The sequence below is a fragment of the Ensifer sp. Root142 genome (assembly GCF_001426785.1).
GTDB lineage: Bacteria > Pseudomonadota > Alphaproteobacteria > Rhizobiales > Rhizobiaceae > Ensifer > Ensifer canadensis.
On the sequence record NZ_LMFK01000034.1, the window covers coordinates 435,356 to 460,994 of the forward strand.

Annotated in this window: 22 protein-coding genes; 15 read left to right on the plus strand and 7 right to left on the minus strand. The window is 60.9% G+C overall.

What is annotated here, in order from left to right; genetic code table 11:
- Nucleotides 1-38 precede the first annotated feature (38 nt).
- The 9 genes from ASD52_RS26840 (at nt 39) to ASD52_RS26880 (ending at nt 10,657) form a co-directional block, all read left to right on the plus strand.
- A complete protein-coding gene (locus ASD52_RS26840) occupies nt 39-1,349 on the plus strand; it encodes an amidohydrolase family protein (RefSeq protein WP_082571885.1) in 1,311 nt (436 codons plus the stop codon).
- Between the two features lie 118 nt (nt 1,350-1,467).
- Nucleotides 1,468-2,394, plus strand: coding sequence for a BMP family protein (locus ASD52_RS26845; protein WP_057207318.1), 927 nt, complete (start codon nt 1,468-1,470; stop codon nt 2,392-2,394).
- A 76-nt stretch (nt 2,395-2,470) separates the two neighbouring features.
- Nucleotides 2,471-3,565 carry an ABC transporter permease gene (locus tag ASD52_RS26850; RefSeq protein WP_057207093.1) on the plus strand — a complete coding sequence of 365 codons (1,095 nt, stop codon included), beginning with the start codon at nt 2,471-2,473 and terminating at the stop codon, nt 3,563-3,565.
- Between the two features lie 51 nt (nt 3,566-3,616).
- A complete protein-coding gene (locus ASD52_RS26855) occupies nt 3,617-4,549 on the plus strand; it encodes an ABC transporter permease (protein ID WP_057225994.1) in 933 nt (310 codons plus the stop codon).
- Nucleotides 4,550-4,554: 5 nt separating this feature from the next.
- Nucleotides 4,555-6,099, plus strand: coding sequence for an ABC transporter ATP-binding protein (locus tag ASD52_RS26860; RefSeq protein WP_025430373.1), 1,545 nt, complete (start codon nt 4,555-4,557; stop codon nt 6,097-6,099).
- Nucleotides 6,100-6,169: 70 nt separating this feature from the next.
- On the plus strand, nt 6,170-7,084 hold the full coding sequence (locus ASD52_RS26865; RefSeq protein ID WP_025430374.1) for a LysR family transcriptional regulator: 915 nt from the start codon (nt 6,170-6,172) through the stop codon (nt 7,082-7,084).
- A gap of 200 nt (nt 7,085-7,284) precedes the next feature.
- Nucleotides 7,285-8,631 carry an adenylate/guanylate cyclase domain-containing protein gene (locus ASD52_RS26870; protein ID WP_057225996.1) on the plus strand — a complete coding sequence of 449 codons (1,347 nt, stop codon included), beginning with the start codon at nt 7,285-7,287 and terminating at the stop codon, nt 8,629-8,631.
- Nucleotides 8,632-8,924: 293 nt separating this feature from the next.
- The gene (locus ASD52_RS26875) at nt 8,925-9,953 is read left to right on the plus strand and encodes a four-carbon acid sugar kinase family protein (protein ID WP_057225998.1); all 1,029 of its coding nucleotides are present in this window, start codon (nt 8,925-8,927) and stop codon (nt 9,951-9,953) included.
- Between the two features lie 2 nt (nt 9,954-9,955).
- Nucleotides 9,956-10,657 (plus strand): FadR/GntR family transcriptional regulator, encoded by a 702-nt coding sequence (locus tag ASD52_RS26880; RefSeq protein WP_057207083.1) that lies wholly within the window; start codon nt 9,956-9,958, stop codon nt 10,655-10,657.
- Between the two features lie 175 nt (nt 10,658-10,832).
- On the opposite strand, the gene ASD52_RS26885 is transcribed toward ASD52_RS26880, so the two are convergent.
- Genes ASD52_RS26885 through ASD52_RS26895 form a run of 3 tightly spaced genes read right to left on the minus strand, consistent with a single transcriptional unit; the run spans nt 10,833 to nt 14,108 of the window.
- Entirely contained in the window at nt 10,833-11,951 is a 1,119-nt protein-coding gene (locus tag ASD52_RS26885) for an iron-containing alcohol dehydrogenase (RefSeq protein ID WP_057226000.1), read from the minus strand.
- Nucleotides 11,952-11,958: 7 nt separating this feature from the next.
- Nucleotides 11,959-12,915 carry a 4-hydroxythreonine-4-phosphate dehydrogenase PdxA gene (gene pdxA / locus ASD52_RS26890; RefSeq protein ID WP_057207080.1) on the minus strand — a complete coding sequence of 319 codons (957 nt, stop codon included), beginning with the start codon at nt 12,913-12,915 and terminating at the stop codon, nt 11,959-11,961.
- Nucleotides 12,912-14,108 carry an exo-alpha-sialidase gene (locus ASD52_RS26895; protein WP_057226002.1) on the minus strand — a complete coding sequence of 399 codons (1,197 nt, stop codon included), beginning with the start codon at nt 14,106-14,108 and terminating at the stop codon, nt 12,912-12,914. Before ASD52_RS26895 ends, pdxA begins: the two co-directional genes overlap by 4 nt.
- A 237-nt stretch (nt 14,109-14,345) precedes the next feature.
- Here ASD52_RS26895 and ASD52_RS26900 point away from each other — a divergent pair, with 237 nt between their 5' ends.
- From ASD52_RS26900 to ASD52_RS26925, 6 genes are all read left to right on the plus strand, one after another.
- The gene (locus ASD52_RS26900; RefSeq protein ID WP_057226004.1) at nt 14,346-15,230 is read left to right on the plus strand and encodes a DMT family transporter; all 885 of its coding nucleotides are present in this window, start codon (nt 14,346-14,348) and stop codon (nt 15,228-15,230) included.
- Nucleotides 15,231-15,257: 27 nt separating this feature from the next.
- The gene (locus tag ASD52_RS26905) at nt 15,258-16,757 is read left to right on the plus strand and encodes an ABC transporter substrate-binding protein (RefSeq protein WP_057226006.1); all 1,500 of its coding nucleotides are present in this window, start codon (nt 15,258-15,260) and stop codon (nt 16,755-16,757) included.
- A gap of 91 nt (nt 16,758-16,848) precedes the next feature.
- Nucleotides 16,849-17,760 (plus strand): ABC transporter permease, encoded by a 912-nt coding sequence (locus ASD52_RS26910; protein ID WP_057226009.1) that lies wholly within the window; start codon nt 16,849-16,851, stop codon nt 17,758-17,760.
- Nucleotides 17,761-17,771: 11 nt separating this feature from the next.
- The gene (locus ASD52_RS26915; RefSeq protein WP_025430384.1) at nt 17,772-18,695 is read left to right on the plus strand and encodes an ABC transporter permease; all 924 of its coding nucleotides are present in this window, start codon (nt 17,772-17,774) and stop codon (nt 18,693-18,695) included.
- The gene (locus ASD52_RS26920; protein ID WP_057226011.1) at nt 18,688-20,307 is read left to right on the plus strand and encodes an ABC transporter ATP-binding protein; all 1,620 of its coding nucleotides are present in this window, start codon (nt 18,688-18,690) and stop codon (nt 20,305-20,307) included. The genes ASD52_RS26915 and ASD52_RS26920 overlap by 8 nt, the downstream gene beginning before the upstream one ends.
- A gap of 28 nt (nt 20,308-20,335) precedes the next feature.
- Nucleotides 20,336-21,217: a dihydrodipicolinate synthase family protein gene (locus ASD52_RS26925; protein WP_025430386.1), complete on the plus strand. Its 882-nt coding sequence runs from the start codon at nt 20,336-20,338 to the stop codon at nt 21,215-21,217.
- 76 nt (nt 21,218-21,293) lie between these two features.
- Here ASD52_RS26925 and ASD52_RS26930 read toward each other — a convergent pair whose 3' ends face one another.
- The 4 genes from ASD52_RS26930 to ASD52_RS26945 form a co-directional block, all read right to left on the minus strand.
- Complete coding sequence (locus ASD52_RS26930) at nt 21,294-22,364, minus strand: ABC transporter ATP-binding protein (protein WP_025430387.1); 1,071 nt, start codon at nt 22,362-22,364, stop codon at nt 21,294-21,296.
- Nucleotides 22,361-23,188 carry a carbohydrate ABC transporter permease gene (locus tag ASD52_RS26935; protein ID WP_025430388.1) on the minus strand — a complete coding sequence of 276 codons (828 nt, stop codon included), beginning with the start codon at nt 23,186-23,188 and terminating at the stop codon, nt 22,361-22,363. The genes ASD52_RS26930 and ASD52_RS26935 overlap by 4 nt, the downstream gene beginning before the upstream one ends.
- Nucleotides 23,185-24,087, minus strand: a complete 903-nt coding sequence (locus ASD52_RS26940; RefSeq protein ID WP_025430389.1) for a sugar ABC transporter permease — start codon at nt 24,085-24,087, stop codon at nt 23,185-23,187. The genes ASD52_RS26935 and ASD52_RS26940 overlap by 4 nt, the downstream gene beginning before the upstream one ends.
- 306 nt (nt 24,088-24,393) lie before the next feature.
- Nucleotides 24,394-25,626: a sugar ABC transporter substrate-binding protein gene (locus tag ASD52_RS26945; RefSeq protein ID WP_057226013.1), complete on the minus strand. Its 1,233-nt coding sequence runs from the start codon at nt 25,624-25,626 to the stop codon at nt 24,394-24,396.
- Nucleotides 25,627-25,639: the final 13 nt, after the last annotated feature.

The following is a 25,639-nucleotide window of genomic DNA, read 5'->3' on the forward strand; positions in this document are numbered from 1 at the left end:
GTGTTTAGTTTCGCCTCACAACAAAAAGGTGGGGACGAATGGCACGGGACAATTCAATTGCGTCGCTCGCAAACCTGGCCGCCGGTCAGTCCTTTGCGCTCACTGGCGGCACCATCATCCATGACGATGGCACGCAATCGATCAGCGACATCATCGTGGGCGCCGACGGGCGGTTCGTTGTCGTCGAACCCTTTCTCAACACGATCTCTTGCAGCGCCTGCGTCGACATCAGCGGCATGCTGGTTTCGCCGGGCTTCGTCGATGCGCACCAGCATCTCGACAAGACCGGCGTGCTGCGGTTCACGCCCAATCCATCAGGAACGCTCCAGGGCGCCCGCGAGGCTTTTGCCAAGTATGCTCGCACCGCTGGTCCCGACGACATTCACAAGCGGGCAACGCGCACGGTTGAGCGATGCCTGTCCCGCGGCACGACGGCCATTCGCAGCCATATCAACGTCGACAAGGATGCCGGTTTCGACGGCATCGAGACGCTGGCGGGCATCCGCGATGGCGCGAAAGACCGCATCACCCTCCAGCTCGTTGCGTTCATGACGCCGCACCCGGGCCAGGACTTCGACTGGCTGGGCCAAAACATCGACGGCGCGGTGGCGCTCGCCGATGCCGTCGGCGGAACGCCGGCCGTTTCCGAGGACCCGCCACGTTATCTCGACATCCTGTTTTCGGCCGCCGTCAAGGCGGGCAAGCCGGTTGATCTGCATCTCGACGAGCACCTCAACGCCAGTGTCCACCTCATTGATGCCGCCCTCGACCGGGTGGAGCGCTTCGGCATGCAAGGACGCACCGTGTTCAGCCATGTCTCGGTCTTGAGCGCCCTGCCTCGCCGGAAATTCGAAAGCATCGTCGAGCGCATCCTTGCCCTCGACGTCGGTGTCGTTACCCTTCCGGCCGCAAACCTCTACCTGCAGGGGCGTGATTACGAGATGCTGCCGCCGCGCGGGCTGACCCGGGTCGCCGAACTGCATCGCGCCGGCATCACAATCGCCACGGCCTCGGACAATATCCAGGATCCGTTCGTGCCGACCGGCTCGGGCGACATGCTCGAAATCGCCCGCTGGACGCTGCTTGCGGGGCACCTGCGCGGCGACGAGCTTGCCGCGGCCCACCGCATGATCACCACGGCGCCAGCCCATCTGATGGGGCTAGGCAAGGACTATGGGCTGCGCGCAGGCGCCCGGGCCGACTTCGTGGTCACAGATTGCCTCGACACCGACACGCTGATTGCCGGCGGGCCGGATCAGGCCTTTGTCTTCTCAAGGGGACGCCTCGTCTCAGAAACGACGACCGCGCTCATGCGCGTCGAAAACAGCCGCTTGAGGGAGGACGCATAACCGATCGGCGACTCCGGGGGGATTGAAACGACAATCTAATGGGAGGAATGAAATGAAGAAAACTGCATTTTCACGTCGCTCGCTGCTTGCGTCCATTTTCGGATTGGCCCTCGCCGGAATGATCCGGCCGGACATTGCGCATGCCGAAGACTTCAAGATGGGCCTTCTCGTGCCCGGTAGCGTTTCGGAAGAGGGATGGAACCGGATCGGCTACAATGCGCTGAAGGGCGTTGAAGACCAGCTCGGCGCCAAGATCAGCTATGTCGAGTTGCAACAGAATCCGGCATCCTTCGAAAAGGCCTTTCGCGACTACGCGAGCCAGGGCTACAAGGTAATCCTGGGCCACGGATTTGAATTCCAGGACGCAGCACTCGAAGTCGCACTCGATTATCCGGACACCTATTTCCTGATCTCGTCGAGCAGTATCCATGAAGGCAATGTCATCGGCCTCAACACCGATACGAGCCAGCCCTTCTACCTTATGGGCGTCATCGCCGCGAAGATGGGCCAAAAAGCGGGCCTCGTCGGCGGCATGGAGATCCCACCGATCCAGCAGGCCTTCGCCGGCTTTAAAAACGGCGCCAGGAGTGTGAACCCGGACTTCCCGATCAGCGAGGCCTATATCGGTAACTTCACCGATACGACGGCCGCCAAGGAGGCCGCGCTTAGCATGATCTCGCAGGGTGCCGATTTCGTCGTGCCGAACGCCTCGGGAGCCACCGTCGGCGGCTACCAGGCGATTTCGGAATCCGGGCCGGACGTGCGCTCTTTCTCGATCTTCAGCGACTTTACCGAAGTTGCGCCCAACAACATTCTCGGCCTCTACGTCGCCGATTATGCGCAGGGCGTGGTGGAAGTTGTGCGCTCTATTCACGACGGCAGCCCGCCCACGCAAAACGTCGTCTTCGGGCTGAAGGACCCGAAGGTCATCTCCTTCACCTTCCGCGATGACGGCCCAGTCTCGGTGCCGGAAGACATCCGCGCTGAAGTGAAAGCGATCAGCGCCAAGATCGCCGCCGGAGAGATCAAGACAGACACTCAGTGACGGGCCTTTCGCTGCGACCGGCCATGCCTGGTCGCAGCGAACCATTTCAATGCCACACCATTATCGGGACCGATCCATGGAACAGGTAAACCAGGGAGCGCGTGATCACGTGTATCCTCAAGCAGCCCACGCTCTCTACCGGACGCTCTCGCAGGCGGTTATCAGCGCTGCGACCCCGATCGCCGCGGTCCTTGTCGCCCTTTCGTTCGGCGCGGCGCTTTTGTGGCTGAACGGCTTCACTGGGACCGACGTGGTTACGGTGATGATCATGGGGTCCTTCCAGGATGCGCGCTCGATCGGCGAAATCCTGCTGAAGGCGACGCCGCTCATCCTGATCGGCGCAGGGCTTTGTGTCGCCTTCCGGTGCAGCATCTGGAACATCGGCGCTGAGGGGCAGCTTTATGTCGGTGCGATCGCCGCCACCTTCGTCGGCACCAGCATCGATGGCCTCTCTGTCTGGATCCATGCCCCGCTCGTCATGCTGGCGGGCGCGTTGGCCGGCGCCGCCTGGGCCGGCATCGCCGGCTATCTCAAGGTACGCTTCCAGGCGAGCGAGATCGTCACCACGATCATGCTCAACTACATCGCCCTCATCCTGACGAGCTATCTCGTCACCGGGCCGATGAGGGACGCAAGCGCCGCCTATCCGCAATCGGCCCGGCTGGTGCGCGAGGCCTGGACGCCGCGCATCGTCTCGGACATGCGCCTCCATATCGGCATCCTCGTCGCCATCGTGCTGGCGGTCGCACTCTATATTTTCCTGCAACGCAGCAGCCGCGGTTTTGCCTTGCGCGTCGTCGGCCTCAACCCGCATGCGGCGCGTTATGCAGGCATGGACGTCCGCCGCAACGTGATGATCGCCATCTGTATCAGCGGCGCGATGGCCGGGCTTGCCGGCGCCTTCGAGGTCGCGGGTGTCACCCACCGGCTCTATCAGAACATCTCACCGGGCTACGGCTTCGAAGGCATTGCCGTGGCGTTGCTCGCCAACAACAATCCCCTGGCCGCGATCCTGTCGGGCGGGCTCTTCGCGATGCTCCGGTCCGGCTCTGAGGTCCTCCAGATTACATCGCAGGTCCCGCAGGTTCTCGTCCTCGTCATTCAGGGCATCGTCATCCTGTCGGTCGTGGCCTTCGCCAAGTTCCGCGGTGTGCTGACGAGCCTGCGTTAGCCAAACCGCTCCCCCGCAAGGGATGAAGATGATCAAGAGAGGTCCGCAACCATGGACGACATGATGTTTTTCACCTTCCTCGCGGCGCTGATGGGCGCGGCCTGGAGGCTCGCGACGCCCCTCATCTTCGCCTCGATCGGCGAGGTCTTTTCCGAACGGGCGGGGGTGCTCAACATCGGGTTGGAAGGCACGATGCTGGTCGGCGCATTCTGCGGTTTCGCGGCCGCCTTCGCCACCGGCAGCATTCCGCTCGGCCTTCTTGCCGGGATCGGCGGCGGCATGCTGTTCGGGCTGGTTTTCGCCTTCTTCACAATTACCATCAAGGCAGACCAGATCGTGGTAGGCGCGGCACTCAACCTGCTTGGCATGGGCCTCACCGCCTTCCTGTTCCGCACCTATTATGTCTCGACCGGCAAGGGCATCGAGATCGCCCAGCCGGTCCATATCCCCTGGCTTAGCGATCTGCCCTTCCTGGGAGAAGCCTTCTTCCGGCAGAACCTCATCGTCTACAGCACGATCCTTGTCGCAATCCTCGCCACCCTCGTGCTCAATCGAACCTCCTTCGGACTGACGCTGCGTGCTGTGGGTGAACACCCCAAGGCCGTCGACGTCGCCGGCCGCAACGTCGCGACCTACCGGTACGCCGCAGTGATGGTCGGCACAGGTCTTGCAGGTCTCGGTGGCGCATTCCTGACGCTCGGTCATTCCAACCAGTTCGTCGAGGGCATCACCTCCGGGCGCGGCTTCATCGCGCTTGCCGTCGTGGTCTTTGCGAGATGGTCGCCAATGTGGGCCTTCTTCGTCTCGCTGCTGTTTGGCCTATTCTATGCCCTGCAACTGATGCTCCAGGCACAGGCGTCAATCGTGGTGCCTTACCAGGTCCTGCAAGCCCTTCCCTACATCATGACGATCATCACGCTTGTCGTGGTTCGCGGCAAGGGCGCCGCGCCGAGCAAGCTCGGCCAGCCCTACGAGATGAGGTAACGGACATGTCCCCCAAACCATTCCTGCGCATCGATAATATCCACAAGCGGTTCGGCCCCATCATCGCCAGCGACGGCGTGTCGCTGCAAATCGAGGAGGGCGAGATCCACGCGCTGCTCGGTGAAAACGGCGCCGGCAAGAGCGTGCTGATGAGTATGATCTGCGGCATGGTGCGACCCGACGCGGGCGAGATCGTCTACAAAGGCGCGCCCGTTCGCTTCAACAGCCCGCGCGAGGCGATCCGCCAGCGCATCGGCATGGTACACCAGCACTTCATGCTCGTGCCGAACCTCACCGTCGCGGAAAACTATATCCTCGGCCAGGGATCAGCGTTCCGGATCATCAACGACATGGACAAGATCCATGCGAAAATCCGCGAGCTCAGCGATCGCTATGCGCTCGACGTCCGCCCTGACGCCCTCATCGAAGATCTCTCCGTCGGCGAGCAGCAGCGCGTCGAAATTCTGAAGGCTCTGTTCAACGGCATCGATCTCCTCATCCTCGACGAGCCCACCGCTGTGCTGACGCCGCAGGAGACCGACCGCCTGCTTGGCCTGATGCGTGACCTGGCCGCCGACGGGAAGACTGTCGTCTTCATCTCGCACAAGCTCGACGAGGTGATGCGGGTCAGCGACCGTATCAGCGTCATGCGCGACGGGCGCGTGGTCAATACCGTCGGCGTCGACGACACGGATGCGCGAGGCCTTGCCCGCATGATGGTGGGGCGCGACGTTGGCATGGAGCTGGTCCGCGACGCTGCCGCCCCCGGTCGGCTCGTGCTGTCGGTCGAAAACCTCAGCTGTCGTAGCGAAACCGGGCTTCCGGCCGTGCGCGGCATCAGCCTTGATGTGCACGCCGGCGAGATCGTCGGCATCGCCGGCGTTTCCGGTAACGGCCAGAGCGAATTGTCACTGGCGCTTGCGGGCCTGTTGCCGGTGGATTCGGGCCGCGTCGTACTCAACGGCAAGGACATTACCGGCCTGGACCCCGCCCGCATCAATGCTTGTGGGTTTTCCCACATCCCGGAAGATCGGCACAAGCATGGCATCGTGCTTTCGCTCTCGCTCAGCGAGAACACCATCCTCCAGCGATACGACCAACCGCCCTTTGCCGCCCGCGGCATGCTCAATCGGCGCACGATCGGCACGCATACCCGCGATCTCATCAAGCGCTTCCGCATCAAGTCCCGCGATGAGAACCAGCGGATCGGCGACCTTTCCGGCGGCAACCAGCAGAAGCTGGTGGTCGCGCGTGAGCTGGCGCGCAATCCCGATTTTATTCTCGTCAACCAGCTCGCCCGTGGCATCGACATCGGCGCGATGGAATTCGTCATGGAGGAGATGCTGAAGCAGCGCGACAGCGGCAGAGCGATCCTGCTGATCTCGACGGAACTCGAAGAACTCTTCGCGATCTGCGATCGGATCCTCGTGATGTGCCACGGCGAAATCCTTGGGGAACTGCCGCCGGACCGTTCTCGCCTCGAGGAGCTGGGACTGCTGATGGCAGGTAAAGCTGCGGATCGCCTTGAGCAACCGACACCTGCGGGCTAGACAGGAGAGGCCGCGCCATCGTTTGATGTAAACCGCACAACCGGCATGTTCGAAGGAGGGCGTCGCGTCCATGAATATAACCCTGCGGCAACTCAGGGCCTTCATCGCGGTGGCCGAACTCGGCCAGTTCAACATCGCCGCAAGGAACCTTCACCTCACCCAGTCGGCGGTCAGCATCCTCATCCGGGACCTGGAGTCGGAAATCGGTGTGCGCCTGTTCGACCGCCACACGCGCATGGTGTCGCTGACGCTCGTCGGGCAGGAATTCCTGCCGCAGGCCCGCAAAATATTGAAGGACCTGGAGCTCGCCGTCGGCGACGTGCGCGACAATGCCTCGCTGAAGCGCGGCCAGGTCACCGTCGCTGCGGCCATCGTGCTCGCCGCAACCATCGTGCCGCCGATCATCGCCCGGTTCCTGCGCATGTATCCGGAGATTTCCGTCAGCATCCGCGACATGCCCGAGGAGGCGATCAGCCCGGCGCTCAAGCGCAACGAGGTCGACATCGCCGTTGGCACACTGTCTGAAGAGGATCCGGAGATCACGGCCACCCCGCTTTTGCGCGACAAGCTGATGCTTGTGTGCCGGGAGGACCACCGTTTCGCCAAACGGAAGTCCGTGCGGTGGGAGGAGATGAAAGACGAATCGCTTATCACGCTGGCCGCCGCCAACCCATTGCGCAGCATCGTTGAGCATAACCTCATCCGCGTCGCTCCGAATTTCCGGCCGAAGTACGAAGTGCGCTTCTCAACGACCGCCATCAGCATGATCGCCGCCGGCATGGGCGTCGCCGTCCTGCCGGAGAATTCCAGCCAACTCGCATCCGCCGTACACGTCACGACCATCGACCTGATCGAACCGGACGTGATGCGAGATGTCTCGCTATTGCAGCGGCGCCAGCACAGCCTTTCGCCCGCGGCCGAGCATCTCAAAGCGGCCTTCGTCGCTTGGGCTGCTGACCGTACTGGATCCTCTGTCCGCGATTGAAACCACGGCAAGTCTCCCAACCCGCAATGCAATGCATGCGCACGACAGATGCAAAGCCCCTAGCGCGATCCCACAAGCTCTTGACCTTACCATCGTTGGAAGCCCCATAAGGGTCGCGTTACCCTTCATGGTACCGAGAGCATGCGAGCTCGGCTGACCGTGAGAGGTCCCGAAGCCTGCCCGCATGTCCAGAGGAAAACATGAGATCTTCACTCAGCGCTGACTGGGACTTCGAGCGGGAAACCCGTTCAATCCTTCTGCGGTTCGTCGCCTTCGCCATACTTCTCGCTAATCTCTTGCTGGGCGGGGGTGCAGAGGCTGAAGGGACCCATTTCGCCGTCATTATTTGCTATCTGGTTATCAGCATCGCATCTGTGATGAGCGCCCGCTTCCTGCCCGGACGATCCTGGCTGAAAACGCTATTTGTCGTTCTTGACGCACTGCTGGTCGCGTTGATCCTCTATGCCCATATCCTTGGCGGCCCGGTCACAGAGAACCACAATGTTACGACGAGCAGCCTCGTCGTCGCTTTCATTCTCCTCAATCATGTTGGCCTCAAGCTTGACCGTCGGCTGGTTCTTGTCTTTTCAGGCATCGTCCTTGTTGCCTGGATCGGCATGCTCGCGGTTACCGCCGCCAGGCATCACACGGCTGACGCTGTCTCGTTCGTTGCTTACTTTTTCAATCAGGATCTTGGTCTGACGGTGAGTTATGGCTTCACCGCCTTTGCAATTTATCTCCTCGCCAAGGATCACGATAAGACGCGGAAGGAGGCTCTGTTGGCAGACAGGCGACGCCTCAATCTGTCGCGGTTCTTCTCGCCACTCGTTGTCGCCGACCTTCAGGAAGGAAGTTCGGCTCTCGAACTCGAACGGCGCAATGCCGTGATCATGTTTGTCGACCTGCGTGACTTCACCAGTTTTGCCGAGACAGCACCCGCTCGCCAATTGGCAGCGGTGCTGGCTCAATACCGTCATCTCGTTTCGGGGATCATTTTCGACCACGGCGGAACCGTCGACAAGTTCATCGGAGACGGCGTGATGGCCGTGTTCGGCCAACCTACAGCAATGAAGGATGACGCAGACCGTGCGCTCGCTTGCGCTCTCGACCTGGTCGATGCGTTGAATGACTGGAAGCACCAGAATTTGGTTGGCGGGTATCCTGCCCTAAGCGCTGGCATAGGCTTGCACTATGGCTCCGTCGTCGGTGGCGTCCTGGACAGCGGGTGTCATAGCGAATTCACAGTCATAGGGGATGCGGTCAATGTCGCCCAGCGACTTGAAGCCCTTACGAAGGTTCTGGGCTCACCGCTTGTTGTCTCATCGGCGCTGGTCAAACAATTGCGCAAACCTGCGCCATCTGCACTGTGGACGGTACAGAATGAGGTTGCGCTCGCTGGCCGGCGGTTGCCGATTGACATCTGGTACTTGCAGACCGAGGTGGATAGCAGTGTCCCTTCCCCCGTAGCCGGCGGTGCAAAGACACGCCTCCAGAGGCCTTCCCTCCAGTCCTCGCCGTTTACAGCGCCAGACGTCGGGATTGGATAATCAATCCCTCTCGCGGTGGTCCTGACAAGCTCATCTATCGTTCGGGCAAAGACTCGCCAAAGATCGATTGGCACGCGCCACTGCCGGCCACTGCATTCTTGATCTGGGTTCCATCTGGACCGCGATCACCTGACGAACGCTGCTTTAGATTTCGTGTCACCGCGTCATTCCTCGACGGCCTTCAAACTGCCGGGTCCATCAGGAACTATTTGTAATTAGCAAGCCAAAACTCCTTGACATTTCAATCAAAAACGAAGGAATTAAGATAACAACAAATTCTTGGAGCTTGTTTCATGCTGGCCATTGTCGCCGATGATCTGACCGGCGCCCTGGATGCAGCCGCCCCATTCGCCAGCAGGGGCCTGCATACTGAGATTGCGCTTACCGTCGAAGCCATCCCCGGGGCGTTGAGCGAGCACCCGCAGGTCATGTCCGTCAATATTGGCTCGCGGGAAATGGATGTCGTATCAGCGCAGCAAGCAACTGCTGCGGCGCTTGCCGCGTTGCCGCCGGGCTCGCGCCTTTTCAAGAAGATCGACTCGCGCCTCAAGGGCCACATCGCTGCCGAGCTCGACATTATCCCTTTTCGCTCAGCGCTGGTTGCTCCCGCCATTCCGGATTTCGGACGGATGGTAAGGGCCGGCCATGTACAGGGCTTTGGGGTGGATACGCCGATATCGATTGCCGAAAAACTTGGCAGGCACGCGGGGAACATGACGATCCCGGATATCGCGACCGCGGAAGAAATGAGCCGCTCGCTTCAATCGGCCCAGGAATCGGGAGTGGACCTGCTGATCGGTGCGCGCGGATTGGCCGAGGCACTGGCACGCCAAATGACCGGCGACGCAAAGGCGCTAGCTGCCGAGATCCCAGAAGGGCCCGGACTTTTTGTCATCGGCTCGCGTGATCCGATCACGCTAGCGCAGATTGAAGAATTGCGTGCCACGCTCGAGTCGCGTTATCTGCCGGCACCAAATGGCCGCCTGAGCGACACGTCTTCGGATGGCAGCTTGATCACTCTTGTGCAGGCAGTTGACGGAGATGTCGCAATTACCTCCCAGGAAGTCTCCCGTCTTCTAGCGGAAAGCGTCTTTCCAGCTTTGACACAGGCCGCCTCGACGTTGCTTCTTTCCGGTGGTGCCACTGCACAAGCCGTGCTGGACAAGATGGGGATTAAACGTTTCCGGCTAATGGGTGAGTGCATGCCAGGTCTGGGCTTGGCCTTCGCCAACGGACATTGCATCATCGCGAAATCCGGAGGATTCGGTCACGCGGGGACGCTGAGGGAGATTGCGGGCAGAATGCTCCGCGACATGAGATGACAATGGGACTGGAGAACGGAACGACACGCAAGAGCCTGGCCGACCTCGTCTTCGAGCGGATGCATCGCGCCATTAAATCGGGGGCCTACAAGCCCGATGAACGCTTGCCGACGGAGCACGACCTCGCCGCCGAATTCGAGGTGTCCCGACCGGTCATCCGCGAGGCGCTTCGCCGCATCCGTGACCAGGGCCTGATCTATTCTCGCCGGGGCGCTGGCAGCTTTGTTCGTGCTGTCGGCATGAAGGAGCCACTTGGCTTCGGACAGCTAGAGAACGTCGCGGATCTGCTGAACTGCTACGAGTTCCGGCTGACGGTCGAGCCGGCAGCAGCAGCCGCAGCAGCGGCACGCCATGATGACGCCAGTCTTGGCGCCATTCGCCAGGCGCTGGAGTTGATGCGGGACGCGACCAACCGACAGTCGCATCGCGAGGACGCGGACTTCCAATTCCATCTGGCGATCGCGCGCGCTGCCCAGAACAGCTATTTCTCGACCGCGATGGAAGCCCTCAAGGACCATATTGCCGTCGGCATGAAATTCCATGGCGCGTCAGTCAAGCGCGAGACAACCGGCCTCACGCGTGTTTTCGCCGAGCACGAAGCAATCTGCGATGCGATCGCTGCCGGTGACGGCACGAAGGCAAAGCAGTTGATGCACGATCACTTGACCGGCTCGCGCGAGCGGTTGTTTCAGACGACCCGGTAAATCGGCGACACTCGCAACGCGAAGCGCCCCGACCTTTGGCCGAGGCGCTTGAAATTGGGCGATGGCCCAAGGCGCCTAAAGCGCAGTAGCCTCTCAGGTTCGCCTACTGCGCGTTAGGCACTTGTTTGTTGCGCATGTTCTCGCAAAACCGCTGCGCACATTTCCGCGACATGCGTTAGAAAGCCGCCCTGTAGACCTCCAGCACCTCGTCGACACTCATATCAACAGGATTGTTGTCCATCAGGCGACGGTTGGCATGCGCCTCGCTGGCATAGAGCGGCAGATCGTTCGACGTCGCGCCGTGGGCTGAAAGCGACATCTCGATGCCGAGATCACTGCAAAATCCGCGAGCAGCGCTCAGAAGTTCCGGCGCCGAAAGAGCCTCGCCCAGTCCCAGCGCCTGTGCGACCTCATCCGTCTTTTCTGCTGCAACGGAACGATTGAAGGCAAGTACATGTGGGAAGATGATGGCGTTGGCCAGCCCGTGCGGCAGGCGGAGCCTGGTTCCCAGCGGATAGGCGATGGCGTGGCCGGCAGCCGTGTTCACCGGGCCAAGGCATATGCCGCCATAATAGGAGGCGAGCATCAACCCTTCGCGGGCCTCGGTATCTGTCCCGTCCTTGACCGCGCGTGCCAGATATTTGCCGACAAGATGGAAGCCCATTCGCGCAAAGCCATCGATCATCGGATGCGCCCGACGATTGGTGAAGGCCTCGACACAATGGGCCATCGCATCGACACCCGTCGCCGCCGTGACGGCCGGCGGCACGGAATAGGTCAACTCCGGATCGAGAACGGCAAAGTCCGCGATCATGTACGGGCTTTCCACTGCGATCTTGTTACCTTTGCCGGGATCGGTAATCAGCGAGCGAATGCCCGCTTCAGAGCCGGTTCCAGCCGTCGTCGCGACTTGAACCAGGCGAGTGTTGCGGCCCGCGACGCGATTGGGGCCCGCGACATCGACGAGCGTTTGATCCGAATCCCAAAGCGCGGCAACCAGCTTTGCGACGTCGAGTACTGATCCGCCGCCAAGACCGACAATCAGGTCCGGCTTGCACCGCCTTGCGGCCTCGAGCGCTGCGTCCAGCGTTGCGATGTCTGGCTCTCCGGGTATCGCATCGAATACAGTGACGCGGCCGGAAAGCCGCAATCGATCTGCAAAGCCTGCCGTGATCGGCGTTGCGATCACGAGTGCTGAGCCGGCTTCGGCAGCCCAGGCACCGACCTCGCCGACTGTGCCTGCGCCGACTATTAGCCGGCGTGGTTGATGAAGGGTGATTTGAGCAATTGTCATGGCCTGGTCATCCTTGCTTGGCGCTGCCGGCCACGAGCTTGCGCGCGTAGGCGATGGCGGAGTTCATATTGCCGTGGTCGGCGATGCCCTTTCCGGCGATGTCGAAGGCCGTACCATGGTCAACCGAGGTACGATCGATCGGCAGATCGACCGAGACGTTGACCGCGGTATCGAAGGCGACCAGCTTGATCGGGATGTGTCCCTGGTCGTGATATTGCGCGACGATCAGATCAAAAGCGCCGGAATAGGCGCGGTAGAAAACCGTGTCCGCCGAAATCGGCCCATAGGCGTCGATACCCTCGGCGCGCGCGGCTGCAACCGCAGGCGCAATCTGGTCGTCATCCTCAGTGCCGAACAGGCCATTTTCGCCGCAATGCGGATTGATGCCGGCAACAGCGATCCTGGGCGCGGCATAGCCGGTGCGCTTGAGATGCGCGTCCCCGGCCCTGATCGTTGCCAGAACTCGCTCTGTCGTCGCCCTTCTGATTGCCTCCTGCAGCGAGACATGCGTCGACACATGGATAACTTTCAGTCGTTCGGAAGCGAGCAGCATGTAGGCAGCCTTCGACCCGGTGAGGCTACGCAGCATGCCGGTATGGCCATCATAGTGATGGCCTGCGAGGTTCAGCGCTTCCTTGTTGATCGGTGCGGTGACGATGCAGCCGATCGCACCGGATTCGGCGTCGCGCACCGCTTTCTCGATGAAACGAAAGGCAGCATCGCCGGCGACCGGGCTCAGTTGGCCCCAGGGCAGCGGCGCGCCCTCGATCGGCAGATCAACGACATGAGGGCTGAGGTCGATGTCCAGGCCGAGCGCAGACCGAGCGGCCTCAAGCGTCGCCAGATTGCCATAGATGCGCGTCTGTGCGCGATCTGCACTGGACATTTCAGCCAGGGCCCGCACCGAGATCTCGGGGCCGACCCCACAGGGATCGCCCATGGTTATGCCAATGATATTGCTCATGAAACACTCCGTCGAGCCGCACTGTCCCAACCGGGAGCCAAGCGGACATATTTGATCGCGCGCCGATGATAGGTGTAGGCGAGATGCATTGCGCCGTCGGGACCTTCAAGCAGCCAGGGATAGGACATTTCCTGGTTGCGGCCATCGGTCGAGTCATTGGACAGGCAGGTTCCCGGGCCATCTTCGATCGACTGGCGAAGCGCAAAGGAATGCCCACCGTCGTTGGAGAGGCAAAGTGCAACGGGTGCGCGCGGCACCCCCCAGACGGGAACGCAGCCTCCGCTTGGATCCGCATCGGGCCGGCCATCATCTTCGCCCAATTCGTCATAGAGTGAGGCGCGTCGGTCGGACGACAGAAGCGCGTTCACCGGGTTGCAGATCATGGCGATGCGGCCGTCGCGCAGGCGGATTGCCGCTAGCGACGAATTGTTGTTCGGCACTTCCGTGGCATGAGGCACGGACCAGGACCGCCCCCCGTCGACGCTCTCGCTCCGGTAGACAAAGTCGGCCTGACGACGCCGGAAGAAGGCGGCGTAGCGCTCCCCTCCGAGTGCGACCGGCGACATGTGCACACAGCCGGTGGACTGTTCAATATCTTCGAGCCGCCACGTCCTGCCTGCATCATGGGAGACACCCACTGCGGCCGTGTCATGGCTGCCGTTCCATTTCTGGCCGGGGCGTTGCACGCATCGGAAAATCGGCAGCAGCCACGCACCATCGTCGCGCACGACGACAGGGGCGCGGACAAAACACCCGCGCGGCAGGTCGAGGTAGCGCCCCTTTGGCGCTGCGAGCTTCAGTGGGTCGGCGGGATCGCGCACCACCTCAGTCATGCGGATCCGGCATTCATCCTGATTTCCTGATGGTTGGGAGGTATGAAACAGCCAGAGAGTGCCGTCCGGCGCGGAAAACAACACCGGGTTCTGTTCCGAATGTGAAGGATCGTCACTCAGTCGCTGCGGCGGTCCCCAGGCGGTCGAGGCTTGCGTCAGTACAGACGCGAAGATCGAGATATCCGACTTGCCCTCCAGCGTGCCGCCGAACCAGGTGCAAACGAGCGCACCGTCATCGAGCAAGTGCAGGAATGCCGCATGGTTCTGGATCATTGGCGAAGGCAACAAGGCTTCGCCGCGCCCCGGGGACACGGATCGAAGCACGCCGTTCATGTTGCGAGCGATTTCATCGGGATGCATTTAGGCCCTCCTGTCAGGTTCGAAAATCATCAAAATTCCAAAGTTGTCAAGTTCTTTAATGTCATTTAATTTCTCACATTAACCATGCTATCATACACAACTACCTGATATTGCTTGTTATTTGTAAACAATATCCGCGATCAATAATTTTACATAGGAAAACGATTTGACAAACTTTGCCGAAAGATAGATGGTCATGACAACACGGCGCAAGGATGCCGGGGACGGAGGACCTTCATGTACAGCGCCAGCAGTCGCCACCAGGCCACGACGGCCGTCGTCTTTGCAGCAGGAGCAGCAACGCTCGCCGCGACAGATGCCGTGATCGTGCGTGCGCTGAGCGGCGCCGTGCACCCGTTCGTCATCGGATTTTTCCGGGCGTTCTTCGGCGCACTCATCCTTCTTCCCTGGATTGCGCTTCGCCCATCCGTTCTTCGCACCACGCATCCGGTGCGCCAGCACGCCCTGCGCGCCGGCTTCAAACTATTGGCGATGATCGCGCTGTTCGCCGCCTTCAGTTGGGGACCGCTCGCCGACGTCACCGCCATCGCCTTCACCTCTCCGATTTTTGTCGTGCTGGGTGCAGCGTTGACGTTGGGCGAACGACCGGGCCCGGCGATGATTGCAGCGGTCGCCCTTGGTTTTGCCGGAGCCATGCTGGTGATCGGCCCGTCCGCGACGGGCTTCACGCTGGCGATCTTGCTGGCGCTTGCGGGCGCCGTGCTTCAATCAGCGATCCAGCTAATTTTGAAATCCATGTCGAAAGGCGACGCCACGTCCACGCTCGTCGTGTGGAACCTTCTCTTGACCGTGCCGATCGCCCTACTGCTCGCCATCCCGTTTTTCGCCATTCCTGGCCCAAGGGAAATGGGGTTGCTTGCGCTTCAGGGCGTGGTCGGCACCGCATGCATGGGGCTGATGACCCATGCCTTTTCGCTGGCGCCGGCGACTGTCGTGGCACCGGTTGACTTTCTACGCCTGCCGCTTGTGGCCTTCGGCGGATTTGCCCTGTTCGGCGAAACCGTCGCGCTGACCACCATCGGCGGCGGTGCACTCATATGCTGCGCCGCATTGATCGCCGCGCGTTCCGGAAAATTCAGGTCTGGCAAGACGCCGGACTGAACGAGACTTTCTAGGGAGGAAAATGCAATGAAGAAAACGCTTATCCTGGGGGCGCTCCTGTTGGGCTCCGCCATGTCGCCTGCTTTTGCCGCATCGGGACCGATCAAGATCGTGTTGGCCGAGGAGGCCGATCTGCTCGAGCCCTGCATGGCAACCCGCTCGAATATCGGCCGCGTCATCATGCAGAATGTCAGCGAGACTCTGACCGAGCTCGACGTTCGCGGCGACAAGGGCGTCGTGCCGCGCCTTGCAGAAAAGTGGGAGCAGAATGAAGACGGAAGCTGGCGTTTCCATCTTCGCCAGGGGGTGAAATTCTCTGATGGCACGACCTTTGACGCCAAGGACGTCAAGCACAGCTTCGACCGCATCATGAGCGACAAGAATGCCTGTGAGTCTCGTCGATACTTCGGCGGGATGACGGTTACTGCCAATGTCGTCGACGATCACACGATCGATTTCAGCGCGGATCCGGTTCAGCCGATCCTGCCGCTGCTGATGTCGCTCGTCACGATCGTTCCGGAAGAAACGCCACTCGAGTTCATCCGCGAGCCGATCGGCACCGGCCCCTACAAACTGACCAACTGGACGCCGGGCCAGCAGATCGTCCTGACCGGGCGCGATGACTATTGGGGCCAGAAGCCGCAGGTCACGGAAGCAACCTACCTGTTCCGCGCAGATCCGTCAGTGCGAGCCGCAATGGTTCAGGCCGGCGAAGCCGATCTCTCGCCCTCGATCTCGCAGCTCGACGCAACCAACCCGAAGACCGACTTCTCCTATCTCGACAGCGAGACCGTCTATCTGCGCATTGATCACAATATCGAGCCTCTGAACGATGTGCGCGTGCGTCGTGCCCTTAACATGGCCATCGACCGTCAGGCGTTCCTGGGTACTCTGGTTCCCGATAGCGCGCTGCTCGCCACCGCGATCGTGCCGCCCCCGACGCTCGGCTGGAACCCTGACGTGAAGGTCTTCCCCTTCGATCCAGAAGCCGCGAAAAAACTTCTGGAGGAAGCCAAGGCCTCAGGCGTGAAGGTCGATACACCGATCACCATCATCGCACGCTCGGCAAACTTCCCGAACGTGACCGAGATCATGGAAGCCATTCAGGCGCAGTTGCAGGAAGTCGGCTTCAAGATCGATCTCAAGTTCGTCGAAGTGGCCGAACATGAAGGCTACTATTCCAAGCCGTTCAAGGAAGGTCGCGGGCCGCAGCTCGTTGCTGCCATGCACGACAACTCCAAGGGTGACCCGTCCTTCTCGATGTTCTTCAAATACGCGACCGAGGGCACGCAGTCGGGCTTTTCAGACCCCAAGGTCGACGATCTGATCAAGCGCGCCTCGGCGGCTGTCGGCGAAGAACGCGCCAAGCTCTGGTCTGAAACCATTGCCTATGTGCATGATGAAGTGGTGGCTGACGTGTTGCTCTTCCACATGGTTGGATTCTCGCGCGTTTCCGAACGCCTGGACTTCAAGCCCACCATGGCGACCAACTCGATGCTTCAGCTCTCGGAGATCGGCATCAAGTGATCCGTTCTGGCGATGATGAAATCCGCCAGTGACAGACGCAATCAAGGCGGCGGGAGGATCCCGCCGCCCTATGCAATCGAGAGGCACAAAGATGAGCTTCATTCGCAAACGGGCACTGGCCAGCCTGATTTCCCTTATCGGGCTGATCGTGATGGTCTTTTTCCTCTCGCGCCTGACGGGAGATCCCGCCGCCCTGTTCCTTCCCGTCGAAGCCTCGGCGGAAATGAAGGACCAGTTTCGCGAGATCCACGGCCTTAACGATCCGATCATGGTTCAGTTTGCCCGCTATGTCGGTGACGTCGTAACCGGCGATTTCGGCGAGTCGCTGCGCAAGGCACGGCCGGCACTCGATGTGGTTCTGGAAGCTTTCGTGTGGACGCTCTGGCTTGCCACTATCACCATGTCGCTGGTGACGGGCGCTGCCATCGTCGTCGGCTCACTGGCCGCGTTCCGCGCCGGCGGTTTTTTCGATCGCCTCTCCTCGGTGATATCGCTGATCGGCGCGGCCGTCCCGGACTTCTGGCTCGCCATTGTCGCGATCGTCGTCTTCTCGGTGAACCTTGCCTGGCTTCCGACATCCGGCACCGGCTCGCTCCTGCACTGGATTTTGCCCATCGGCGTGCTGTTCGTCCGCCCGTTCGGGATCATCGTCCAGGTCGTTCGCGGTTCGATGATCAGCGCGCTTTCGTCTGCCTACGTGAAGACGGCACGCGCCAAGGGCGTGAAGTCCGGACCGATCATCTTCATCCACGCGCTGCGAAACGCCATGCTTCCCGTCATCACCGTCATCGGCGACCAGGCCGCGAGCCTCCTGAACGGTGCGGTCATCGTCGAAACCATCTTTGGTTTTCCCGGCGTCGGCAAGCTGATGATCGACAGCATCCTGCAGCGTGACTTCAACGTCGTTTTGGCCGCCATTCTCGTGACCGCGCTGGCGATTTTCGTCATGAACCTGTTGATCGACCTTGCCTATACGCTTCTCGATCCACGCATCCGTCATTGAAGAGTTCAGCCATGACCTTACAGACGACAGATACGGCGATAACCCAGGAACCGACCTTTGCTGTTCGCATGGCGCGCATGCTGTGGGCGGACAAGTTCGCCCTGTGCGCTGCAATCTTTCTGATCACAGTCCTCATTCTGGCGATCGTCGGGCCGAGCTGGCTTGGCGACCTTGCGACGAAGCAAAACCTGCGCGGCCGAAATGCAGCGCCGTTCGAATGGGAACGCGGCTGGGTCTGGTGGATGGGGGCGGATGCGCTTGGACGTCCGCTGTTTGCCCGCATCATTGTGGCAACGCAAAACACGCTGATGGTTGCTGCCGGCGCCGTCGCGATCTCCGCGATCGTCGGCACCACGCTCGGTCTGATCGCTGGTTTTTCCTCCGAGCGCGTCAACCAGGTCATCATGCGGCTGGCCGACGTCATCATGTCGTTCCCGTCGCTGCTGATCGCGGTTATCGTGCTCTATGTCCTCGGCTCGTCGATCCTGAACCTGATGCTGGTTCTGGCGATCACCCGCATTCCGGTCTATCTGCGCACCACCCGCGCGGAGGTGCTGGAGATCCGCGAGCGCATGTTCGTGCAAGCTGCGCGCGTCATGGGCGCCTCCAGCAAGCGCATCCTCTTCCGGCACATCCTGCCCGTGGTCCTGCCAACGCTGACGACGCTGGCGACCCTCGACTTTGCCTATGTGATGCTGGCGGAAAGCGCGCTTTCCTTCCTCGGCATCGGCATTCAGCCGCCCGAAATCACCTGGGGTCTGATGATTTCTCAAGGTAGGCAATATCTCACCAATGCTTGGTGGCTGTCCTTCTGGCCCGGCCTTGCAATCATCCTGACGACCATGTCGCTCAACTTGCTTTCGAACTGGATGCGCATCGCCCTTGATCCCGTCCAGCGCTGGCGCCTGGAAATGAAAGGTCGCAAGAATGGCTGACCATCTGCTGGAAGTCCGCAACCTCTCGGTCGAATTTCACACCGTGATGGGTGTGGTCAAAGCGGTCCGCAACATCTCGTATCACCTCGATCGCGGCGAGACGCTGGCGATCCTGGGCGAAAGCGGATCAGGCAAGTCCGTATCGTCGTCGGCGATCATGAACCTGATCGACATGCCGCCCGGCCGTATCAGCTCGGGCGAGATCCTGCTTGACGGCGTCGACCTCTTGACGATGCCGACACACAAGCGCCGCGAAGTGAACGGTCGCCGCATCGCAATGATCTTTCAGGATCCGCTCAGCCACCTGAACCCGGTTTATTCGGTCGGCTGGCAGATCCGTGAGGCACTGACGACCCACGGCACGGGAAGCACCGAGGCACAGGCGGAAGCTCTGCGGCTGTTGACCCGCGTCGGCATTCCCGACCCGGAGAAATCGCTCGACAAATATCCGCACGAGTTCTCCGGCGGTCAGCGCCAGCGCGTCATGATCGCCATGGCGCTTGCACTCCGCCCCGATCTGCTGATCGCCGACGAGCCGACGACGGCGCTCGACGTGACTGTTCAGGCCGAGGTGCTGGCGCTTCTGGAGGAGTTGCAGCAGGAAACCGGCATGGCAGTCCTGATCATCACGCATGACCTTGGCGTCGTCGCCGAGGTTGCCGACCGCGTCGTGGTGATGGAAAAGGGCGAACTGGTCGAGGCGGGAACGGTTCGCGATGTCTACAAGAACCCGCAACATCCCTACACCCGTAAGCTGATCGCCGCTGCCCCCGGAAAGGGCAAGATGCATTCGCCGGGCGCGCGCGGCGAGCCCGTCCTGTCGGTTCGCGACGTCCGCAAGCACTATGGCAGCTTCGAAGCTCTGAAAGGCATCTCCTTCGACCTCATGCCAGGCGAGACCATGGCCGTCGTCGGCGAAAGCGGCTCGGGAAAATCCACGCTCGCCCGCATCCTGCTGAGGCTGGACGAGCCCGACAGCGGCAGCGCGCTATGGAAGGGCCGTGACCTTTTCCAGCTGTCGCCGGCGGAACTCTACAAATTGCGGCGCGACCTGCAGATGGTGTTTCAGGACCCCACCCAGTCGCTCAATCCGCGCATGACCGTCTACCAGCTGATCTCCGAGGCATGGGTGATCCATCCGGACATCCTGCCGAAGGCGAAATGGCGAGAGCGCGTCGCCGAGCTTCTGGTTCAGGTCGGCCTTGGGCCGGAACATATGGGGCGATATCCACATCAGTTTTCCGGCGGTCAGCGCCAGCGCATCGCCATTGCCCGAGCGCTGGCGCTCGAGCCGCAATTGATCATCTGCGACGAGGCCGTCTCGGCGCTCGATGTCTCGGTTCAGGCCCAGGTCATTGCCCTCCTTGACAAGCTTCGCAAGGACATTGGCATTGCCTTCATCTTCATCGCCCACGATCTTCCGGTCGTTCGCGACTTCGCCGACCACGTCATGGTGATGCAGAAGGGCAATGTCGTCGAACTCGGCACCGTGCGTGAGGTCTTCGAGACCCCACGCCAAGACTATACGCGCGCGCTTCTGGCTGCCGGACTTGATCCGGATCCCGACGTCCAGGCGGCCAATCGCGCCGCCCGCCTCGAATGCGCCTCTTGAGAGAGCGCTCCCATCACTGGAGATAACAATGTCCAAGCAAGCCTTTGTCGCGCTCGTTACCTGCTTCAACGACGATGAGACGATCAACTACGACGCGACGCGCGCTCAGGTCCGCCGACAGGTGGACGCCGGCAACAACATCATGTGCGCCGGTACGAACGGTGATTTCAGCGCCCTGACCTACGACGAGAAAGTGCGCCTGACCGAGGAGGTCGTCGATGAGGTCGCCGGCCGCGTCAAGGTCATCGTCAATGCCGGCATGCCCGCAACCTTCGAAACGCTGAAACTCGCACGCGAATTCGATCGCATCGGCGTCGATGGTATTGCCGTGATAACCCCGTTCTTCATCGCCTGCACCCAGGATGGTCTGATCCGTCACTTCTCGACCGTTGCGGACGCGGTCGAAACCCCCATCTATCTCTACGATATTCCGGCCCGCACCCAGAACCATATCGAGCCGGAGACCGCGCGCAGGCTTTCACAGCACGGCAACATCGCCGGCATCAAGGATTCCGGCGGAGCAAAAGAGACGCTCGAAGCCTATCTCGAAGTGGCCAGGGACGTTGAGGGTTTCGAAGTCTACTCAGGCCCTGATCATCTGGTGCTGTGGGCGCTGCAAAACGGTGCGGCCGGCTGCATATCGGGCCTCGGCAATGCCATGCCGCACGTGCTGGCGGGAATTTTGAACGCCTTCAATTCAGGCGACATTGCCGAAGCCGAAAGACAGCAGGCGATTTATTCGGCCTTCCGCACGGATCTCTACGCGCTTGGCTTTGCGCCTGCGATGGTGAAGCGATCGCTCTTTCTACAGGACAGCTCCGTTGGTGCCAGCCGCGAGCCGGCCCTGCTGCCCAACAAGACCCAGGACGACCAGATCGAGGAGATCCTGCACCGGTATGGGCTCCTTTGAAGCGGGTGCCGAAACAGCACCACACGCATAAGCGTTTCCCCCGAGCGGCCGGAGCCATGCCCTCGCCGCATAGGCGCTAGGGCAACCGCCGTTCGGTTTGCGCGTCGAAGAGGTGAATGTTGGCGGGCGCGAAGGTCAGGCCGACCTTGTCGCCCGCAGTCACACTCGATCGACCATTGAAGACCACCGAAAGCTCCGGCGTCGTTGCCATCGTCAGGAAACACGTCGCCCCTGTCGATTCGAGCAGCGCGACCGGGACAGAGAGAGCGCCTTTATCGGGCTCGGCAATCTCGATGTGCTCTGGACGCAATCCAACGGTGAGGGCCTGCCCCGGTTGCACAGGCCGATCGAGGACGATCGCCTGTTTGACACCGACGTCGAGGATGACCGAGCGTCCATCCTGGCCCCCCACGGCGGGTATGAAATTCATTGCCGGGGATCCGATGAACCCGGCGACGAATTTGTTGACCGGCCGATCGTAGAGTTCAAGCGGGCTCCCCTGTTGTTCGATGACGCCATCGCGCATGATGACGACGTGGTCAGCCATCGTCATGGCCTCGATCTGGTCATGGGTGACGTAGACGGATGTGGCGCCCAACCGATCGTGCAGCGCACGGATTTCCTTGCGCATATGAACGCGCAGTGCTGCATCGAGGTTCGAAAGCGGCTCGTCGAACAAAAACGCCTTGGGATGGCGGATGATTGCCCGGCTCATCGCCACGCGCTGGCGCTGGCCGCCCGAAAGCTCCCGCGGATAGCGCCCGAGCAGATGGGTGAGCCCGGTGACGGCTGCGACTTCGTTTGCGGCCTTCTTGCGTTCGGCCTTCGCAACTCCCCGGATGCGCAGGCTGTAGGTCAGGTTCTCCTCGACCGTCATATGCGGATAGAGCGCGTAGGACTGAAACACCATCGCCACATCGCGCTTGCGCGGCGGCACGGCGTTCATCACCTCGCCGGCGATCCTCAAGGTGCCGGACGATATGCTCTCGAGCCCTGCGAGGGACCGCAGCAGCGTCGACTTTCCGCAGCCAGATGGACCGACCAGCGCTGTAAAGCTGCCCTTGCGGATCGAAAGCTCGATGTCCTTCAGCGCGTGGTAGGCACCATAGTATTTGTTGACGTTGGTCAGTTCGATCTGGGCGGTCATTTGAGCGCTCCCGAGGTAAGGCCAGAGACGATGCGGCGTTGCAGGAGGACGAAGATGGCGAGGATCGGGGTCACGTAGATCGCCGCATAGGCCATGATGTTGTTCCATTCGTTGGTGTTCGGCCCCATGAAGGAATTCAGCCCGACGCTTGCCGGCTGCAGTTCGACAGCCTGGATCATGGATTTCGAATAGACGAACTCACCGAAGGCCTGCATGAAGATCAGGATGGCGCTGACGAGAATACCATTGCGCGCGAGCGGCAGGACGATGTTGAAGAAGGCACCGACGCGCGAATTGCCGTCGACAAGCGCGGCCTCCTCCAGTTCCTGCGGCACGCTCATGAAGGTCGCGCGCACCAGAACCACGAAAAACGGCATGCTCTTGGCGGCAATCGCCAGGATGACCGCAAGCCTGGGATAGTTGAGCAACCCGACCTGAGAAAAGCCGACGAAAATCGGCGTCACCATCAGCGATGCCGGAAGCACCTGCAGCATGAGGACAAGGAAAAGGCCGATATCGACCCATATGTTGCGATAGCGCGCCAGGACATAGGCACAGCCGACACCGAGCACGGTGATGACCGCGACGGCGCCGCAGGCGATAACCAGCGAATTCCAGATATAGCGGCCCATGTTCCGACTTAGCCAGACGTCGCCGAAAATGTGCCATTGAGGATCCGTCGGCCAAAAGGTCGGCGGGGTGGCGAACATCTCTGAACCGGATTTGATCGTGGTGATGTACATCCAGTAGAGCGGGAACAGATAGATGCCGGCCAGAACGATTGCGATTGCCAGCATCAACCGGTCGCGGGATACGGTATTCATCCGCGCACCTCATGCCGTGTCGAGCGCACGTAGACGACCGAGGCGATCATTACGAAGACGATCATGATCACCGAAATGGTCGCGCCCTTGGCGAAGTCGTACTGCCGGAAAGAGAGGTCCCAGGCCCAATATTGCGTGACGTTCGAGGCATTGTTCGGCCCTCCCGAGGTGATTGCCGCGAAAAGATCGAACTGCTGCAGGGTGAAAATCAGCCCCAGCGCGATGATCGCGCCGATGGACGAACGCATCATCGGCAGCGTAATCGTCCAGAAGCGTTGCCAGACATTGGCGCCATCGAGTTCGGACGCCTCGTAGAGATCGCGCGGAATTGCCGAAAGGCCAACGGACATCAGGATCATGTTGAACGAGGTGCCGAGCCAGATATTGGCGATGATCACGGCCCAGAGGGAAAAATCGGGGTCCGAGCGCCAGAAGATATTGCCACTGATGAGACCGGTTTCACGCAGGATGAAGTTGAGCACGCCGAAGTCGCCGGAGAGGATCCAGTTCCAGATCGCGCCAACGACAAGTCCCGGCATCACCCACGAGACCAGAAAGAGGCCGCGCAGCCACGAGGCGCCCGGAAAGTTCGTCCAGAAGAACAATGCCAGGCCAAATCCGACGAGGAACTGGCCGGCAATCGAGGCGATGACGAAGGTCGCCGTGTTGGCAAGGATCGGCCAAGTTTCCGGCTGGGCGAACAAATCCCGGTAGTTCTTGAGGCCGACGAAAGGGCGCCAGAAACTGCCAAGGCTGAACATGTCGACTTCCTGGAAGCTCATGATGATATTGTAGAGCAGCGGCAGCCCGGACAGAGTGAGCAGGAACGCAAGCGGCAGGCTGACGAGGCCGATATCGAAACCGCGACCGTCGATCATGCTGGACAATAATCGTTTCATGGGCTCCTCCGCCGCCGAGATGGCAGCCGACATCGGCGGCACGCGTCTCGACCTGCAAAACTAGAACGACCGAACTGATGCCGACAGCCGGCACAAATTTCCTGGCTTTCCGCTCCAGCGCCTAAGTACGATGGAGCATTGCTTGATCGGGGTGGCGAACGCACTTCAAGGCACGCCCAGAAGCACGTTCGCCCCATTCAAGAGGTTAGAGCGTTTCCGGCTTTGACGCGCCACAGAACCGCTCCAGCTCTTTGTTTTCACGCATTCCCCGACGGAAAACCGCTTCGCACTTTTCCTGGATATGCTTTAACCAAGCACCGCCTTTATTTTTTCGGCCGCCTGATCGAGCGCTTCCTTCGGCGCCATCTGCCCGGTCAGGGCCGCCTGGATCGCATCCTGGATCGCCTTGGAAATCTTCGGCCATTCCGGGTGCGGACCGCGCGGCTTTGCGTATTTGAGCTGCTCGTTGAACACCTTGAGGGCGGCGTCCTTGAGCGGCACGCCGGTTTCAGGAATGGCGATGTCGGAGCGGGCCGGCAGTTGCCCGAAGTCCTTGAACATTCGGTTATCCTGGGAGGCGAAATATTCGAGCACCTTGAAGGCTTCGGCCGGATGTTGCGTGTTGGAGAAAATCGCCCAGTTGAAGTCGCCCATGGCCGAAGAGCGCTCCGCACCAACTTCAGGGACCGGTAGCAGTGCCACGCCCCAATCGAACTTCGCTTCGCTCACCATGCGGTCGAGCTCCCATGGCCCGGAGATCGCCATGGCGGCGTTGCCTGAATTGAAGGTGCCGGTCGAATCCCATTGGCCGCGAGTCAACGTATCCGGCGAGGCCAGTTTCTCGGTGATGATCGTCTTCCAGACCTCGAGCGCCTTGACCGCGCCGTCCGAGTTGATGTGCTCGTAGCTGCCGCCAGCCATCTGCGCCCAGGGCAGGAACTGGAATGTCCCTTCCTCGTTCGCCTTGGCCGAGAAGGCGAGACCATAGACGTTGGCAGCGGGATCCGTCAGCTTGCGCGCCGCATCGACCAATTCGTCCCGGGTCTGGGGCGGCTTGTCCGGATCAAGGCCTTTCGCCTTGAACATGTCCTTGTTGTAGTAGAGCGCAATCGTATTGGTTGCCTTCGGCAGGCCGTAGTTCTTGCCGTCCCACATGGTGGAAGCGAGCGGCCCGGGGAAATAGTTCGACGTCTTGACCACCGTCGACTTGGCGATCATGTCGGTGAGATCAAGGAAGGCGCCGCGCGACGAAAACAGCGCATGCTCGGGATTATCGATGGCGATGATGTCCGGCGCCTGGCCGGTCGAATAGGCTCGCATCGCCTCGCTGACGACATCATCGAACTGGATCTGGCGATATTCGACCTTGATGCCGGCGTTCAACTTGTTGAAGTCCGATATCAGGTTCGGTGCCGGCTGGATGTCGCGATCGAGCGACCAGACGTTGATCGTGACGTCTTCGGCTTTGGCCGAGAGCCCGAACAAAGAGACACCTGCAAGGGCGAGAACGCCCAGGATTGCGGATCCGCGGATAGCCATTTTCTCCTCCTTT